General features: G+C 45.9%; 15 protein-coding genes and 1 pseudogene. 14 read left to right on the top strand and 2 right to left on the bottom strand.

The window, feature by feature from the left end; translation table 11 throughout:
* Nucleotides 1–463: 463 nt before the first annotated feature.
* From ACEYCN_RS07870 to ACEYCN_RS07810, 13 genes are all read left to right on the top strand, one after another.
* Nucleotides 464–1,000 carry a CHAP domain-containing protein gene (locus tag ACEYCN_RS07870; protein ID WP_373713734.1) on the top strand — a complete coding sequence of 179 codons (537 nt, stop codon included), beginning with the start codon at nt 464–466 and terminating at the stop codon, nt 998–1,000.
* A gap of 220 nt (nt 1,001–1,220) precedes the next feature.
* Complete coding sequence (gene gmk / locus ACEYCN_RS07865) at nt 1,221–1,847, top strand: guanylate kinase (RefSeq protein ID WP_373713733.1); 627 nt, start codon at nt 1,221–1,223, stop codon at nt 1,845–1,847.
* Between the two features lie 27 nt (nt 1,848–1,874).
* Entirely contained in the window at nt 1,875–2,189 is a 315-nt protein-coding gene (rpoZ, locus tag ACEYCN_RS07860) for a DNA-directed RNA polymerase subunit omega (RefSeq protein ID WP_018166017.1), read from the top strand.
* Nucleotides 2,190–2,292: 103 nt separating this feature from the next.
* Nucleotides 2,293–4,674: a primosomal protein N' gene (locus ACEYCN_RS07855; protein WP_373713732.1), complete on the top strand. Its 2,382-nt coding sequence runs from the start codon at nt 2,293–2,295 to the stop codon at nt 4,672–4,674.
* Nucleotides 4,675–5,230: 556 nt separating this feature from the next.
* Nucleotides 5,231–6,166: a methionyl-tRNA formyltransferase gene (gene fmt / locus ACEYCN_RS07850; protein WP_373713731.1), complete on the top strand. Its 936-nt coding sequence runs from the start codon at nt 5,231–5,233 to the stop codon at nt 6,164–6,166.
* The gene (gene rsmB, locus ACEYCN_RS07845; protein WP_373713730.1) at nt 6,156–7,469 is read left to right on the top strand and encodes a 16S rRNA (cytosine(967)-C(5))-methyltransferase RsmB; all 1,314 of its coding nucleotides are present in this window, start codon (nt 6,156–6,158) and stop codon (nt 7,467–7,469) included. The genes fmt and rsmB overlap by 11 nt, the downstream gene beginning before the upstream one ends.
* Nucleotides 7,470–7,505: 36 nt before the next feature.
* Nucleotides 7,506–8,240, top strand: coding sequence for a Stp1/IreP family PP2C-type Ser/Thr phosphatase (locus ACEYCN_RS07840; protein ID WP_373713729.1), 735 nt, complete (start codon nt 7,506–7,508; stop codon nt 8,238–8,240).
* Between the two features lie 3 nt (nt 8,241–8,243).
* Complete coding sequence (gene pknB, locus ACEYCN_RS07835) at nt 8,244–10,196, top strand: Stk1 family PASTA domain-containing Ser/Thr kinase (RefSeq protein WP_373713728.1); 1,953 nt, start codon at nt 8,244–8,246, stop codon at nt 10,194–10,196.
* A 139-nt stretch (nt 10,197–10,335) separates the two neighbouring features.
* Nucleotides 10,336–11,031 carry a cell wall-active antibiotics response protein LiaF gene (gene liaF, locus ACEYCN_RS07830; protein ID WP_373713727.1) on the top strand — a complete coding sequence of 232 codons (696 nt, stop codon included), beginning with the start codon at nt 10,336–10,338 and terminating at the stop codon, nt 11,029–11,031.
* Nucleotides 11,031–12,062, top strand: a complete 1,032-nt coding sequence (locus ACEYCN_RS07825) for a sensor histidine kinase (RefSeq protein ID WP_373713736.1) — start codon at nt 11,031–11,033, stop codon at nt 12,060–12,062. The genes liaF and ACEYCN_RS07825 overlap by 1 nt, the downstream gene beginning before the upstream one ends.
* Nucleotides 12,049–12,690, top strand: a complete 642-nt coding sequence (locus tag ACEYCN_RS07820; protein WP_373713726.1) for a response regulator — start codon at nt 12,049–12,051, stop codon at nt 12,688–12,690. The genes ACEYCN_RS07825 and ACEYCN_RS07820 overlap by 14 nt, the downstream gene beginning before the upstream one ends.
* A gap of 63 nt (nt 12,691–12,753) precedes the next feature.
* Complete coding sequence (locus ACEYCN_RS07815) at nt 12,754–14,154, top strand: bifunctional Cof-type HAD-IIB family hydrolase/peptidylprolyl isomerase (RefSeq protein WP_373713725.1); 1,401 nt, start codon at nt 12,754–12,756, stop codon at nt 14,152–14,154.
* A 5-nt stretch (nt 14,155–14,159) separates the two neighbouring features.
* Complete coding sequence (locus ACEYCN_RS07810; RefSeq protein ID WP_373713735.1) at nt 14,160–14,510, top strand: S1 RNA-binding domain-containing protein; 351 nt, start codon at nt 14,160–14,162, stop codon at nt 14,508–14,510.
* A 32-nt stretch (nt 14,511–14,542) separates the two neighbouring features.
* On the opposite strand, the gene cysK is transcribed toward ACEYCN_RS07810, so the two are convergent.
* Both cysK and ACEYCN_RS07800 read right to left on the bottom strand, forming a co-directional pair.
* Complete coding sequence (gene cysK, locus ACEYCN_RS07805; protein ID WP_373713724.1) at nt 14,543–15,466, bottom strand: cysteine synthase A; 924 nt, start codon at nt 15,464–15,466, stop codon at nt 14,543–14,545.
* An 88-nt stretch (nt 15,467–15,554) separates the two neighbouring features.
* On the bottom strand, nt 15,555–16,187 hold the full coding sequence (locus ACEYCN_RS07800) for a YigZ family protein (protein ID WP_373713723.1): 633 nt from the start codon (nt 16,185–16,187) through the stop codon (nt 15,555–15,557).
* A 58-nt stretch (nt 16,188–16,245) separates the two neighbouring features.
* On the opposite strand from ACEYCN_RS07800, the pseudogene ACEYCN_RS07795 reads away from it, so the two are divergent.
* A pseudogene (locus ACEYCN_RS07795) lies at nt 16,246–16,665 on the top strand (DNA/RNA helicase); the annotation flags it as partial.

The following is a 16,665-nucleotide window of genomic DNA, read 5'->3' as shown; positions in this document are numbered from 1 at the left end:
CTCTGATAATCTAAGATAGTGATGTTTGGGTCTTTTATTCCTAGTAAGTTTGTGATAAAATTTAATTGTTCCATATGAGTCTTTCTAATGATAGTTTGGTCGCTTTTCATTATAGGTCATATGGGACTTTTTGTATACACTCAAAAAAGCTCCATAATCTCCATGGTGGATTTACCCACTACAGAAATTATAGAGCCAAAAGTTTTAAAGGGCTTGAGATGATGATTATCTCAAGTCTTTTTTGAGTGCTGTATCAGTGTATTCTTACAAGGCAATGCCTGGTTGGCTAAAGCCATTTTCCAAATGGAAAGAGATTAAAAATTGACAAAATCAATTATACAAAATTCAAATCTTTGTTAAGGAAGAGCGAAAAAAATTAAGTTTTTCCTAAGTTTTCTTTAAGGTCTCTGAAAGCCTATTCGTATAAGATAGAACCTCATCAGAGAAGGAGGAAACAAATTGAATGAATTTAAAACAAACACTTGTATTTAGCGGAGTGGCCCTATTAGGAGCAGTATGTTTTGCTGGACAAGAGGTTTCTGCAGAAACTAGCCCTGTTGATTTTATTGACACGAGTGCGATTCAAACAGCTATAATGGAAGCTTCGACAGTTGAAACTGTCCTGTCTCATAATCTGGTTTCAGAAGTAACGGTTGAATATACAGAAAATACTTATCCATGGGGTCAGTGTACGTGGGGAGCAAAGGAAATGGCTCCCTGGGTGATGAACTATTGGGGAAATGCAGGGGATTGGACTGCGAGTGCAACTGCAGCAGGTTTCGAAGTTGGAACGACACCCAAGGTTGGAGCCATTATTGTCTGGACAAATGGTGGCTATGGCCATGTCGGTTATGTCACCGAGGTCCGTGAGGATGGGTATATCCAAATAATTGAGTCCAATTATGCAGGAATTTCCACCCCAACCAATGTCCGAGGATGGTTTAACCCAATTGCCTCTGAAGGGGAGGTTATTAGCTATATTTATCCGCCAGCTGAATAAACAGTCTGGATAATTTGTCACCTCCTAAATAATGAAAAGGAGAGCATGGTGCCTAGTTTAGTCGCCTGCTCTTTTTTGCTGAGGAAAGGTTCGCTCTTCAAGGGCAATTCGAAAGAAAAAATCCCTCCTAAAAATAGGAAACTTAAAAACATCTGAATCGAAACTTGAAAAATCAGCTTTTTTCTGGTACACTAAGTAGAAAGATTGAGAAGGAGATGTCATGACTGAACGTGGATTACTGATTGTCTTTTCAGGCCCATCTGGTGTCGGCAAAGGCACTGTCCGTAAGGAAATTTTTGAAAGCTCTGACAATAAATTTGAATACTCTGTTTCCATGACGACTCGTCCTCAACGTCCTGGTGAGGTGGATGGAGTGGATTACTTCTTCCGCACCCGTGAAGAATTTGAAGACTTGATTCGCCAAGGCCAGATGCTCGAATACGCTGAATATGTCGGCAATTACTACGGCACTCCTTTGACCTATGTCAATAAAACCTTGGACCGCGGAGTAGATGTCTTCTTGGAAATTGAAGTTCAGGGAGCTCTCCAGGTTAAACAAAAAGTGCCAGATGGGGTCTTCATTTTCCTGACTCCGCCAGATTTGGAAGAGTTGCATGACCGCCTGGTTGGTCGTGGAACAGATAGCCAGGAAGTCATTGCCCAGCGGATTGCTAAGGCAAGAGAAGAGATTGCCCTTATGCGGGAGTACGACTATGCGGTGGTCAATGATGAAGTTTCCCTGGCTGCTGAGCGGGTCAAGAAAATCATTGAAGCAGAGCATTTTCGTGTGGACCGTGTCATCGGTCGTTATGATGAAATGATCAATGAGCAAGTTAGTGTTCGTTAAGATTGGATAGAAAAGAGTAAGAAGATTATGATGTTAAAACCCTCCATTGATACCTTGTTGGACAAAGTGCCATCTAAGTATTCCCTGGTGATTTTAGAGGCCAAGCGGGCCCATGAATTGGAAGCTGGTGCCAAGCCAACTCAAGAATTTACTTCTGTAAAGTCAACCCTTCGTGCTTTGGAAGAGATTGAAGCAGGCAACGTGGTTATTCACCCAGACCCAGAAGCCAAACGCGAAGCAGTTCGCCGTCGGGCAGAAGAAGAGCGCCTGCGCCGCGAAGAAGAAGAGCGCAAAATCAAGGCTCAAATCGCTAAGGAAAAAGAAGAAGGCGAAAAAATTTAAGACAGATGCGAACTCAGTTGGACTTCCGGCTGGGTTTGTTTTTGACAGAGATCTTTGGTGAAGTTCACATAAGACCCCAATATCTGATTGAAAGGAGGAAGACATGCAGGCTCAGATTATTGTTGATTTACCACTTTTTCAGACGGACAAACCCTTTAGCTACCTGGTGCCAGACAGATTTCAATCCTTGGTTCAAGTGGGTCAGCGGGTCCATGTACCTTTTGGTAAGGGTAACCGACTGATACAGGGGATTGTTGTGGGATTGGATGAAGAGTCTGGGTCGGAAGGTCTAAAACCTCTTGCTGAAATCTTGGATTTTTCCCCTGTGTTGACGACGGAACAACTCTGGTTAGCTGATCAGATGCGAAAAACGGTCTTTTCTTACAAAATTTCCATTCTCAAGGCCATGCTCCCCAATCTCCTTAATTCCTCCTATGATAAGTTGCTCAAAAAGGGAGAGGGGCTTTCTGATGACTTGGCAAGGCAAATTTTTGGGCAGGCTGAGCAGGTTTATTATTCCAACCTGAGTGATCAGCAGCAGGCCTTGGCCATCAGTCAGATTCAGAAAAAAAATATTCTTTCCCAGTATGTGGCCACAGATCGGAAACAAATCAAGACTGAAAAATGGTACCGGGTCTGTCAGCCAGCCTTGGAAAAGATGGAATTTTCAGCCAGGGCTAAGAAACGGTTGGAATTGAAGGAAGAATTGCTGGGCCAGGTGGGAGAATTTCCTCTCTCCCATCTACGAGAACGCTATTCTGCCGATATTCTTCGCTTTTTCCAGGAAAATGGCTTGATTGAGGTTTGGGAAAAGGAAGTCAGCCGTCTGCAGGCCTTTTTCGATGGGGTGGAGCTTAGCCAGCCCTTAGCTCTCAACCCTGAACAGGAAATTGCTCAAAGAGAGATTTTGTCACAGGTTGGTCATGAGGCCCAAACCTACCTTTTGCAGGGGGTTACAGGGAGCGGCAAGACGGAAGTTTATTTGCAGGTGATTGAGGGGGTTCTCCAAAAAGGGAAAACGGCCATCATGTTGGTGCCTGAGATCTCCTTGACGCCTCAAGTGACCCGTCGTTTTGTTTCCCGCTTTGGCCAACAGGTTGCCATCCTTCATTCGGGTCTGTCCGATGGGGAAAAGTATGATGAGTGGCGCAAGATTGAGAGTGGGCAGGCCCGTGTTGTTGTCGGGGCTCGCTCAGCTATCTTTGCTCCCTTAAAAAATATTGGAGTCATCATTATCGATGAGGAACATGAAGCGACCTATAAGCAGGAAAGCAATCCCCGCTATCATGCTCGGGAAGTCGCCAAGTTAAGAGCGGAATACCACAAGGCTGCCCTCGTTTTAGGGTCTGCCACTCCGAGTTTGGAGACTAGGGCCAGGGCCAGTCGGGGTCTCTATGGATTGCTCCGTCTGACCCAGAGAGCCAATCCCCAGGCCCTCTTGCCTCAGGTTGAGGTAGTGGATTTTAGGGATTATCTGGGTCAGCAGGAAAATGGCAATTACACCCCAGTTTTACTAGAGAAAATTCGCCAGACCCTAGATCGAAAAGAACAGGTTGTTCTCCTGCTCAATCGGCGCGGCTATTCTTCCTTTGTCATGTGTCGGGATTGTGGAAGTGTGGACGAATGCCCAAATTGTGATATCTCTCTGACCCTTCACATGGATACTCGGTCCATGCAGTGCCATTACTGTGGTTTTCAAAAGGCTATTCCTAGGATCTGTCCTTCCTGTTCCAGCTCCTCCATTCGTTACTATGGAACGGGGACTCAGCGGGCTTTTGAGGAATTGCAGGACCTTTTTCCAGATGCCAGGATTCTGCGCATGGATGTGGATACGACTCGCAAGAAAGGTTCCCATGAGAATCTGCTCCAGGCCTTTGGACAAGGTGAAGCCGATATCTTGCTAGGAACCCAGATGATTGCCAAGGGCTTGGACTTTCCAAATGTTACCCTGGTTGGTGTCCTCAATGCAGATACGGCCCTCAATTTGCCAGATTTTCGTTCATCCGAGCGGACCTTCCAGCTTCTGACCCAGGTAGCAGGCCGAGCAGGTCGGGCTGAAAAACCAGGCCAGGTCCTGATTCAGACCTACAATCCCAATCATTATGCCATCCGTTTTGCCCAGGAACAGGACTATGAAGGTTTCTATGAGTATGAGATGGGGATTCGCAGAAGCATGGCCTATCCGCCCTATACCTTTACGGTCGGCTTGACCCTGTCCCATGCATCGGAGGACTTGACCATCAAAAAGGCCTACGAAATCCTTGGCTTTTTACGGGAAAATTTGTCAGATAAGATCCAAATCTTGGGACCAACCCCTAAACCTATTGCCAGAACCCACAACCTTTTTCACTATCAGATTTTACTCAAGTATAGACGGGAAGACCGACTGGAAGCTGTTCTTAATGCCATTTTGGACTGGTCTCAGGGCAAGGAAAACAAGGACCTGCGTCTCAGTATCGATCATGAGCCTCAAAATGTGATGTGAGAGTGGGACAGAAATCGGTAATTTCGAAGAAATTCGATTTCGTCAACAAGTCTTTATTTCCAGTTGTTGACCTAAAACGGTCTCTCCCCAGACCTTGAATGATGTGAGCTGACTACCGTCAGCTGATATCTCCCACTTCAAAAGGTCTCCCAGACCTTTTGAACTCCCACCTCCGCATAGCTCGAACTGTCTGGGAGACAGTTTGAGGTTGGAGATAAAGCGAACTTGTTCGCATCAATCGTATAGGGCTATAAAAGCTGATTTATCAGCGCATTTTGACATAAACTCCGTTTGTTTCATTTCCGACCTCTTTACCTCACTTCACATATCTAGGCTCGGGCTGAAACAGTTCCCCGAACTGTTTCACTCTCCCAGATTGTTAGAGCCCACTCAACCACTGCGCTATAAGTACCTAAAACAAGTATAAAAGAGCTTGGAACTACTTTTGTCCCAAACTCTTTTTCATCTTCAGACCAAGATGGACCATAAGCCCGGCTTAAGGAAATTATTAGGAAAAATGGTATAATTGTAAGATAGAAAAAACAACGAGGAAACAATGACAAAGATTATTTTTATGGGAACGCCAGCCTTTGCGGCGACGGTTTTGGAAGGAATCTTGGCCGATGGCGGCTATCAGGTCTTGGCAGTGGTGACCCAGCCTGACCGAGCAGTGGGCCGCAAGCGCCAGATTCAGATGACCCCGGTCAAGGAAGTGGCCTTGGCCCATGACTTGCCGATTTATCAGCCGGAAAAACTATCAGGCAGTCAGGAAATGGCAGACATCATGGCCCTGGGGGCGGACGGGATTGTCACAGCTGCCTTTGGTCAGTTTTTGCCAACCAAACTCTTGGATTCTGTTGACTTTGCGGTCAATGTCCATGCCTCCCTCTTGCCCAAGTATCGAGGAGGAGCTCCCATCCACTACGCCCTCATCAATGGGGATGAGCGGGCTGGTGTGACCATCATGGAGATGGTCAAGGAGATGGATGCAGGGGACATGATCGCCAGCGATAGCATCCCCATTGAAGACAGTGACAATGTGGGGACCCTTTTTGAAAAACTGGCTATTGTGGGCAGAGATTTGTTGCTCAAGAACCTGCCAGACTACTTATCTGGTGCCCTAGTTCCTGTGCCCCAGAATCCAGATGAAGTCACTTTTTCTCCCAATATCAAGCCCGAAGAAGAACAGTTGGATTGGACCAAATCAGCCCGCCAGCTCTTTAACCAGATTCGGGGCATGTATCCTTGGCCAGTCGCCCATACCTACTGGCAGGGTCAGCGTTTTAAGATTTATGAGGCCAGTCTGACAGAAAGCTCAGGCCCTGCCGGCCAAGTTCTGGTGAAGACCAAAAAGGAGCTGATTGTTGGTACTGGTCAGGGGGCCTTGTCCCTAAAAACAGTTCAGCCAGCTGGCAAGCCTAAGATGGGCATTGTTGATTTTCTGAATGGAGCTGGACGCGAGCTTGAAGTAGGTGATTTCTTTGGTCAATAAGAAAGAAGAAAGGGCGCGTGGAGTAGCTCTCAAGGTTCTTCAAGAAGTGTTTGAAAAGGGAGCCTATTCCAATATTGCCCTCAATAAGGAATTGCAGTCCAGCCAACTCTCCCAGGCAGATAAAAGTTTGGTGACAGAGTTGGTCTATGGGACAGTCGCGCGAAAGATTACGCTGGAATGGTATTTAGCCCATGAAATAGCAGACCGAGATCAACTGGACTCCTGGGTCTACCATCTTCTCATGCTCAGTCTCTACCAGATTCTCTATCTGGATAAGATTCCCAACCATGCCATTGTCAACGAGGCTGTCAATCTGGCCAAGCGGGGCCGCGGAGCGGAGAAGTTTGTCAATGCGATATTGCGAGCTTTCTTGAACAAGCCCCTGCCAGATATAGCTGCGATCAAGCGGAAAAACAAGCGCCTCTCTGTTCAGTATTCAGCCCCCGTATGGCTGGTTGCTACCCTGATAGAGGAATATGGGCAGGAACGGGCAGAAGCTATCTTAGCTAGCCTCTTCATCCGTAATAAGGCCAGTGTCCGAGTAACCGATTTATCAAAAGTGGATGAGTTGGCCCAAGCCCTGAGTGCTGAGAAATCGGACCTTTCGCCAGTTGGTCTGGTCAAGGCCAGCAGTCATTTTGCTGGCAGTCAGGCCTTCAAGGAGGGGCTCATCACCATCCAGGACGAAACCAGTCAATTAGTGGCTCCGACCCTCCAGCTGGAGGGATGGGAGGAAGTCCTGGATGCTTGTGCTGCGCCAGGAGGCAAGACCTGCCACATCGCTTCCTATTTAACAAGTGGTCAAGTGACAGCCCTGGACCTTTATGACCACAAGTTGACCTTGATTGAAGAAAATGCCCATAGACTTGGTCTGGCTAATCGGGTAAAAACACAGAAATTAGATGCATGTCAGGTTGCGGAAACCTTTGGACCAGACCGTTTTGATAAAATTCTGGTCGATGCTCCTTGTTCAGGGATAGGCCTGATGAGACGAAAACCGGATATCAAGTACAATAAAGAATCGGCAGATTTTGACCAACTTCAAGAAATCCAGCTGGCCATCTTGGACAGCGTTTGCCAAAGTCTTAAAAAAGGTGGTATAATAACCTATAGTACCTGCACGATTGTGCGCAAGGAAAACCAGGATGTGATTGCCAAGTTCCTGGACCGTCATCCCAATTTTGAACCAGTTGCCTTGACACATGAATGTTCTGATATCGTTCAAAATGGCTGTATCGTCATTACACCAGAACAATATCTGACAGATGGCTTTTTCATCAGTCAAGTTAGAAGAAAATCTTAGATTAGAGGAGGAAGCTGCTTCGTCAGCGATATAGATATGGAAATTGCACTATTAACAGATGTTGGTCAAAAACGTTCCAACAACCAAGACTACGTAAACCGTTATACCAATCGGGCAGGCATTGATCTGATTGTCTTGGCCGATGGAATGGGTGGTCACCGTGCCGGCCATATTGCCAGTGAGATGACTGCGACAGACCTTGGTGCCAGCTGGGTAGATACTCAGCTTCACACCCTCAATGATGTTCGTGAGTGGATGGTAGCTGTCTTAGAAGAAGAAAATAAAAAGATTTACCAACTGGGGCAAACGGATGAATACAAAGGAATGGGAACAACTCTGGAAGCAGTTGTTGTCATCGATCAACAGATGATTTATGCCCATGTCGGAGATTCCCGCATTGGGTTGATTCGAAATGGCGAATATGCCCAACTGACCAGCGACCATTCCTTGGTTGGAGCTTTAGTACGTGCCGGCCAGCTTTCAGAAGATGAAGCCCGCCTTCACCCACAGAAGAACATCATTACCCAGTCCATCGGACAACACGATCCAGTTGAAGCGGATATCGCAATCAAAACCCTTGAGCCTGGAGATTATGTGCTGATCAACAGTGATGGTCTGACAAATATGGTTTCTAAGGAAGACATTCGCGATATTCTAGTGAGCGATGTTCCGCTTGAGAATAAGGCAGAAAGTTTGATTCGTTTTGCCAACAATGCCGGAGGAACAGATAACATTACAGTAGCACTTCTTCATTTGCCAGAGGAGGGCTAATCCATGATTCAAATAGGAAAGATATTTGCAGATCGTTATCGTGTCATTCGACAGATTGGCCGTGGCGGGATGGCGGATGTCTATCTGGCAAAGGATTTGATTTTAGATGGTGAAGAAGTGGCCGTGAAGGTGCTTCGGACCAACTATCAGACTGACCAGATAGCTATTCAGCGTTTCCAACGGGAAGCAAAAGCCATGGCGGAATTGGACCACCCCAATATTGTTCGCATCTCGGACATCGGGGAAGAAGATGGCCAGCAATATTTGGCTATGGAATATGTGGATGGTGTAGACTTGAAGCGCTACATCAAAGAAAATGCTCCCCTCTCTAATCAGGATGCAGTCCGGATTATGGGGCAAATCCTTCTGGCCATGCGAATGGCCCATACAAGGGGGATTGTCCACCGTGATTTAAAACCACAGAATGTCCTTTTAACTAAGGATGGCACTGCCAAGGTCACAGACTTTGGAATTGCGGTGGCCTTTGCAGAAACTAGCTTGACCCAAACTAACTCCATGCTGGGCTCAGTTCATTATCTCTCACCTGAGCAGGCCCGTGGTTCCAAGGCTACAGTTCAAAGTGACATCTATGCCATGGGGATTATCCTCTTTGAAATGTTGACGGGTCGAATTCCCTATGATGGAGACAGTGCGGTGACCATTGCCCTCCAACATTTTCAACAACCTCTCCCCTCTGTAAGAGAAAGTAACCCTGAGGTTCCTCAAGCCTTGGAAAATATCGTTCTCAGAGCGACAGCGAAAAAATTAACAGACCGCTATAAGACAGTAGCAGAAATGTATACGGACTTGGCTTCAGCCTTATCAGCTGAACGCCGCAATGAAAAACGGGTTGTCCTTGCAGATAATAAGGTAGATACTAAAACCCTACCTAAATTATCTCAGGTGGCGCCTGAGACTAAGCGTCCTCAACCCAATGTGGAAAATAAGAAGGTCACTCCAACTCCTTCAGCTCCAAAAAATCTCAAAACCAAACGACGGATGCGAACCCGTTACAAAGTTTTGATTGGGGCCCTGGTCTTGATTTTGGCAGCCGTAATCGCCATACTCTACAATACACCAGATACAGTCATGGTGCCCGATGTAAAGGGGCAAACTTTAAAGGTGGCAACGGAAAAAATTGAATCAGCCGGCTTGGTCGTTGGAACTGTAACAGAAGAAGCCTCCTCTGAAGTGAAAGAAGGGACTGTTCTGAGGACTGATCCAGTAGCCAATACTTCTAAGCGTGAGGGAAGTAAGGTCAATATCGTCATTGCTATGGAGGAGGTAATCACCGTTCCAGATTTAGCAGGCAAGGAGTTAGAAACTGCCAAGGCAGAATTGGAATCTCTAGGCTTTAAGATTGGTGCAGTGACGGAAGAAAATAGTGATAGTCAAGCCGCTGGTTTGGTCATTTCAACAGATCCAGCAGCCAATAGCTCCAAAGCCAAAGGCAGTACCATCAATATCGTCGTATCAAAAGGTGTAGAGACTGTAGCAGTCCCAAATGTTGCTGGCAAAAAATTAGAGACTGCCAAGTCAGAATTAACCTCAGCAGGATTCACAGTCGGAGAGGTTAGCGAGGTCTATAGTGACAGTGTAGCTAACGGCCTTGTCATTGCAACTGACCCCGTTAATGGTAGTAAAATTCCTAAGAATTCCACTGTTAATATCCAAGTATCCAAAGGTGCGGCTATCACCATGCCAGACTTTGGCTATATGCGCGTGAGTTATGCTGAAGCCAGAAGACAATTACAAGCCCTAGGTATTTCTGTTTCCACTATTGAAAAAGTAGAGGATCCCTCTCACACGAGCGCAACAGGAGATATGGTGATCAGCCAATATCCAGCTGCGGGAAGTAAAATTGAAGGAACAGTCACTCTCTACGTATCAGTTGCCTCATCCAATGGTAATCAAGGGACACAGACGACTGAAACTACCGTTCCCTCAGGTAACTAAGTAAAAAAGTTCGTTATTTGGTAAATGCCTCAGATTGTAGACAGACATCGCTTTTGGTGTTTGTCTTTTTCTTTTTTACTACTTCAGTAGGAGGAAAAAAGCTTAAAATTTGGTACAATAAGTAGGAAAGGATTCGCGCATGAGGAAAGTACAGTTTTTTATTTTGATTGAAACAGTCATTTTTATGATGGCTTTCTTTGACATTCTGGCCAATGAGGGGGCTAGAGCCATCCTCCTTTTTGCCATGCTTCTGTTATTAGTCCGTTATTTGATGGGTGGGAAGGGAGTTGATTTTCTACTAGTCAGCGCTAGCGGTCTCTTTTTTCTGGTCTTTATGCTCAATCCCTATTTCATATTTGGCATGCTCTTGATTTCAGTCTATATGATTATCAACTTCTTTTCTCGCTATGAAAAGAAGAATCAGTATACCCACATTCTCTTGGATGATCAGCCTTTAGAAGCTAGGCGTGAGAAAACCCAGTGGTTTGGCAATCAAGACCATACCAAGGACCAGTATGGATTTGAAGACATCAATATTATCCGCCTTTTTGGAAATGATATTGTGGACCTGGATGAAGGAGTTCTCATTGGTCGAGACAATATTGTCGTTATTCGCAAGACTTTTGGTCGGACAAAGATTGTTGTTCCTATTGATGTAGAAGTTTCCCTGTCCGCTTCTAGTCTGTATGGCCGAGTTCGCTTCTTAAATCTTTCTTTTTGGGATCTGCGTAATGAAAGTTTCTCCATTTCCAGTCCCGGTTATAAGGAATCGCATAAACGGGTCAAGATAGTCGTCAATTGCCTCTTTGGTGATGTGGAGGTGATTCGCGTATGATGAAAAAAAGTACCGTCTTTCTTCTAGCCTGGTATGCAACCGTTATGGTTTTTGTGGTTTTGGCAGCAGTTTTACCCCTTCTCAACTATTCTGTTCTTGATCTCGCTCTTTGGATCTCAACGGAGCAACTCATTTTTACCCTTATCTTGCTCATTGTGATTTTGACCTTTTTCCTCATCATTTTAGTGCAGACATCCAATATCTTAGCGACGCAAGGGATGCGACAAAATCTTCGCGCTATCTTGCAAAACAAGAGCATTCGAGCAACAGCAGATGAGGACCAACTTTTGCTTCAGTTGTCGGAAAAAGTAACTAGCTTGACTAGACAAGTGCAGATGATTGATAATCAAGACTTGGTGAAACGCGAAGAAATTGTGGAAGATGAGCGCCGGCGAATTGCCAGAGACTTACATGATACGGTCAGCCAAGAATTGTTTGCAACCAGCATGATTCTATCGGGCTTGACCAGCAATTTAGCCAGCATCTCTCCAGAAAATATGAACCAGCAGCTTCAAACCGTCAAGCAAATGATTGAGACAGCCCAGCGTGATTTAAGGATTCTACTCTTGCATTTACGGCCTAGTGAATTGGATGGCAAAAGCTTAGTAGAAGGTTTTGAACTCATTCTAAAAGAAGTCAGTGATAAAAGTAATATCCAAGTCCAGTTCAAACATGAAGTGGGTGACTTGCCCAAACTGGTGGAAGAACATCTCTTTCGGATTGCTCAAGAAATTATCAGCAACACCCTCCGTCATGCCCATGCCAAGCACCTGGATGTTTACCTGATCCAGTCTGAGACAGAATTGCAGCTCAAAATGACGGATGACGGAGTTGGTTTTGTCCAGGATGAAGAGCAGGAGCTGAGCTATGGCTTGGCCAATATCCAAGAGCGGGTTGAAGATTTGGCAGGGACCCTGAAAATCCGAACCGCCCCTAATAAAGGAGTAGCCATTGATATCCGTATCCCATTACTAAATGGCGGAGAAGATGCCGACGCCTCAGAAAAAGGAGACAAGAATGTCAAAAATTAAAGTAATGCTAGTAGATGACCACGAGATGGTGCGACTAGGTCTAAAAAGTTTTTTGAATTTACATGACGATATTGAAGTCATTGCAGAAGCAGACGATGGGGAAGAGGGCTTGGAAAAGGCCCTTGCCATCCAGCCAGATGTCATTGTCATGGATTTGGTCATGCCAAAAATGACAGGAGTAGAAGCAACCCTTGCCATCCTCGAAGAATGGAAGGAGGCCAAAATCGTCATCCTGACCTCTTATCTGGACAATGAAAAAATTTATCCCGTCCTAAAAGCAGGGGCAAGAGGCTATATGCTCAAAACCTCCAGCGCAGATGAAATTTTGGCAGCCATTCGCAAGGTAGCCAAGGGCCAGCTAGCCATCGAAACAGAGGTAGAGAAAAAGGTAGAAGACTACCGCAAGCACCCTGCCCTGCATGAGGATTTGACTGCCCGTGAGCGCGATATTCTGGCCCTTCTGGCCAAGGGTTATGACAATCAACGCATTGCGGATGAGTCCTATATTTCTCTTAAAACGGTCAAGACCCATGTATCCAATATTTTATCCAAACTACAAGTGAGTGACCGCACACAGGCAGTTGTCTACGCCTTTCAACATGGGCTGGTAGCACAGGATGAAGAATAATGGTATAATATCAGAGATGATATTCTATTAACTTGAGCAAAAACAGAAGAAATTAGGAGACTTATGGACGCAAAAACAAAATACAAGGCAAAGAAAATCAAAGCAGTCTTTTTCGATATAGATGATACCTTGCGCATCAAAGATACAGGCTTTATGCCAGAGTCCATCAAGACAGTATTCGCCGCTCTGAAGAAAAAAGGCATCGTGACTGGTTTGGCTTCAGGACGTGCACCTTATGGTGTTGTTCCAGAGATTCAGGCCCTAGAGCCGGACTATTTTGTCACCATCAACGGAGCCTATGTGGTTGACCGAAAAGGCCATGAAATTTACACCGATGCCCTGCCTCTTGAGGTCATCGAGACGTATGTGAACTGGTGCCATGAAGTCGGCATCGAATTTGGCTTTGCAGGTGGACAACAACCAGCAGTCTCCAAACGCATAGATTTGGTCGATCAGGCCATCAGCCCCGTATATGGACAAGTTGAGGTTGACCCCGAGTTTTATAAACATTCGGCGGTCTATCATATGTGGACCTTCGAGGATCAGGGTGATGAACTCCAATTATCGGAAGAATTGCTCAAGGACGTTCGCCTGGTTCGCTGGCACCCCAATTCATCCGATGTCATCAAAAATGGCATTTCAAAGGCCTCAGGTGTTGATCATGTACTCAAGTCCTTAAATCTCAAGCCTGAGAATGTCTTGGTATTTGGTGATGGGCCAAATGACATGGAGCTCTTTGACTATGCTGGCCTCTCTGTTGCAATGGGCAACGGGGATGAGGCTCTTAAGGCCAAGGCAGACTTTGTAACAAAAACAGTAGAAGAAGACGGCATCCTGTATGCCCTGGAGGAACTCGGTTTGGTAGAAAAACAATTGCATTTCCCACAAGTGGACCTGACAAGTGTTGAAGGTCCAGTAGCCACAGTGAAAACAAATCACGGAGACTTGAAGATTCAACTCTTCCCTGAACAGGCTCCGAAAACAGTTGCCAACTTTGTAGCCCTTTCTAAGGATGGCTACTATGACGGTGTGATTTTCCACCGTATTATTCAAAACTTTATGATTCAAGGTGGCGACCCGACCGGTACAGGTATGGGTGGCAGCTCCATCTATGGTGACCGTTTTGAAGATGAATTTTCAATGGAAGTCTTCAATCTTCGTGGTGCTCTCTCCATGGCCAATGCCGGCCCAAATACCAATGGTAGCCAGTTCTTTATCGTCCAAAACAGCAAGCTTCCATATGCCGCCAAGGAATTGGAACGTGGTGGCTGGCCAGCCCCCATTGCAGCCCTCTATGCAGAAAATGGCGGAACCCCTCACCTGGATCAACGCCATACCGTTTTTGGTCATCTCATGGATGAGGCCTCTTTCCAGGTTTTGGATGCCATTGCAGCCGTTGAAACTGGAGCCCAAGACAAACCCATCGAGGACGTTGTCATTTTGGGTGTCGACATTGAGGACTAATGAAGATGAAAATCGGAGATAAAATCCAAGGAGTCATCACAGGTATCCAGCCTTACGGTGCCTTTGTGGACTTGGACAACCAAACCAGAGGCCTGATTCACATTTCAGAAATCAAAACAGGCTTTGTCGAGAATATCCATGATATCCTCAAAGTGGGCCAAAAAGTCCTGGTTCAGGTGGTGGATTATGATGAATTTACTGGTAAGGCCAGCCTTTCCTTACGCACCTTAGAAGAGGAAAAACAAGCTATTCCGCGCCGCCACCGCTTTACCAATGAACGCCATAAGATAGGCTTCACCCCCCTTGAGAAACAATTACCTTCATGGATTAAGGAAGCAAAAGACTTTTTACAATAGAAAAAGGAGAACTAGGGTTCTCCTTTTTCTATTTATTCAAACTCATAGAGTGCTGTTGATAAGTAGCGCTCCCCATTATCTGGCAAGATAGCCAAGACCTTTTTACCTGCGCCCAGTTCCTTGGCGACCTGGATGGCAGCATGGATAGCCGCACCTGAAGAAATACCCACCAAGAATCCTTCCTTGGCACCGATGCTACGTCCTGTTAAAATAGCATCGTCACTGCTGACACGCACAATTCCATCATAGGCTTTGGTGTCCAAGGTTTCTGGAATAAAGCCGGCTGAAATCCCTTGAATCTTATGTGGGCCAGGTTTTTCACCAGAAAGGACAGCTGATTCATCTGCCTCTACTGCGTAGATTTTGACTTCTGGATTCGCTTTTTTCAAAGTATGGGAAACACCTGAAACGGTACCGCCAGTACCAACTCCTGAAACAAAGGCATCCAAGCCAGTGTCATCAAAGGCTTCCAAGATTTCCACACCAGTTGTGGACTCGTGGATGGCAGGATTGGCTGGATTGTTGAATTGCAAAGGTAAGAAGGCTCCTTTTTCTGCCACAATTTCTTCTGCCTTGGCGATAGCACCCTTCATCCCTTCAGCTCCAGGTGTCAAGACCAACTCGGCACCATAAGCTTGAATAATTTTCCGACGTTCAATGGACATGGTTTCAGGCATGACAATGATGACCTTGTAGCCTTTAGCAGAACCAACCCAGGCCAAACCAATACCTGTATTACCACTAGTTGGTTCCACAATCGTATCACCTGGTTTGAGGATACCTGCTGCCTCTGCTGCCTCAATCATAGCGAGTGCAATCCGGTCTTTGACAGATGATCCTGGGTTGAAAGATTCAAGTTTCACATAGACATCCGCAGCTCCTTCAGGGACAATTCGATTTAGTTTAACGATTGGGGTTTTTCCCACTAGTTCAGTGATATTGTTATAAATGGCCATGCGGCACCTCCATTTTCTATTTCCTCCAGTATACTCCGCCTAAGAACCTTTGTAAAATATAAAAAACCTATCATTTTGATAGGCTTTTTTAATGCAGGGGAATTTCGACAACCCGACTCTTTGTCCGTTCAGCCTTTACCTTCCCACGATAATAATCCTCCAAATCCGCCAAGAGCCCATCCAGCTGGTCCTTGTCTGTGTACAAGGTTGTCTGGATTTCAGCAAGAAACTGGGTGTCGTATTCCTCAAGGCCATGCTTGCTTCGCCAGCTTGCAAAATCCTGGTACTGGGCATAGCTCAAAGTAATCGAGATGCCTTCCTGTTCCTTGACCAAGACCTTTCCAATCTCATCAATGGCTTTGGCCACACTACCAGCATATGCCCGAATTAGTCCACCAGCTCCTAATTTGATGCCCCCAAAATAACGGGTGACCACCGCAACGGTATCTGTCAAACCTTGCTTTTCCAGAACTGTCAACATAGGCACGCCTGCTGTTCCAGAAGGCTCCCCATCGTCCGAAGATCGCTTGATTTCCGCGTTTTCTCCTAAAATGAAGCAGGAGCAGTTGTGGTTGGCCTTATGATGTTCCTTTTTAATACGGTGGATAAAGTCTCTGGCTTCGTCCTCTGTTTTAACCCGTTTCAAGTGGCAAATGAAGCGAGATTTTTTGATCTCCTCCTCAACCATACCATCTTCCTTGATTGTTATATATTCTTTCATAGCTTGATTCTACTAATTTTTTTCCTGCTTCGCAAGTCTTTTTGCGAATGAATAGGTGATGGATGATTTACAAGATTATTACGGTAGACTTTTCACCAAATACCAGCTAACAGAAGCCCAGCGCCAGCTAGCAAGAGTTTTACCACTTAGGGACAAAAGAGCCTGCCCACGTTGTGCCAGCCCCTATGAAGAAGAGAATCAGCTGCCAAATGGTAGTTTTTATTGCAGGGAATGTATTCTCCTGGGGCGGGTGCGGTCAGACCAGGAACTCTATTATTTTCCTCAAGAAGACTTTCCTCGTCAGCAATCCCTTAACTGGCAGGGGCAGCTAACCCCTTTTCAAGATCAGATTTCTCAAGCCCTCTGCCAGGCAGTTGATGAGAAACGCCCCAGTCTGGTACATGCAGTGACAGGGGCTGGTAAGACAGAGATGATCTATGCAGTCGTGGCCAAGGTTCTTGACCGAGGTGGGACAGTT

Source organism: Streptococcus sp., from assembly GCF_041802885.1.
In the GTDB taxonomy this organism is placed as follows: Bacteria; Bacillota; Bacilli; order Lactobacillales; family Streptococcaceae; genus Streptococcus.
The sequence above is the reverse complement of the archived record's forward strand: the minus strand, read 5'-3'. Positions and strand labels throughout refer to the sequence as shown.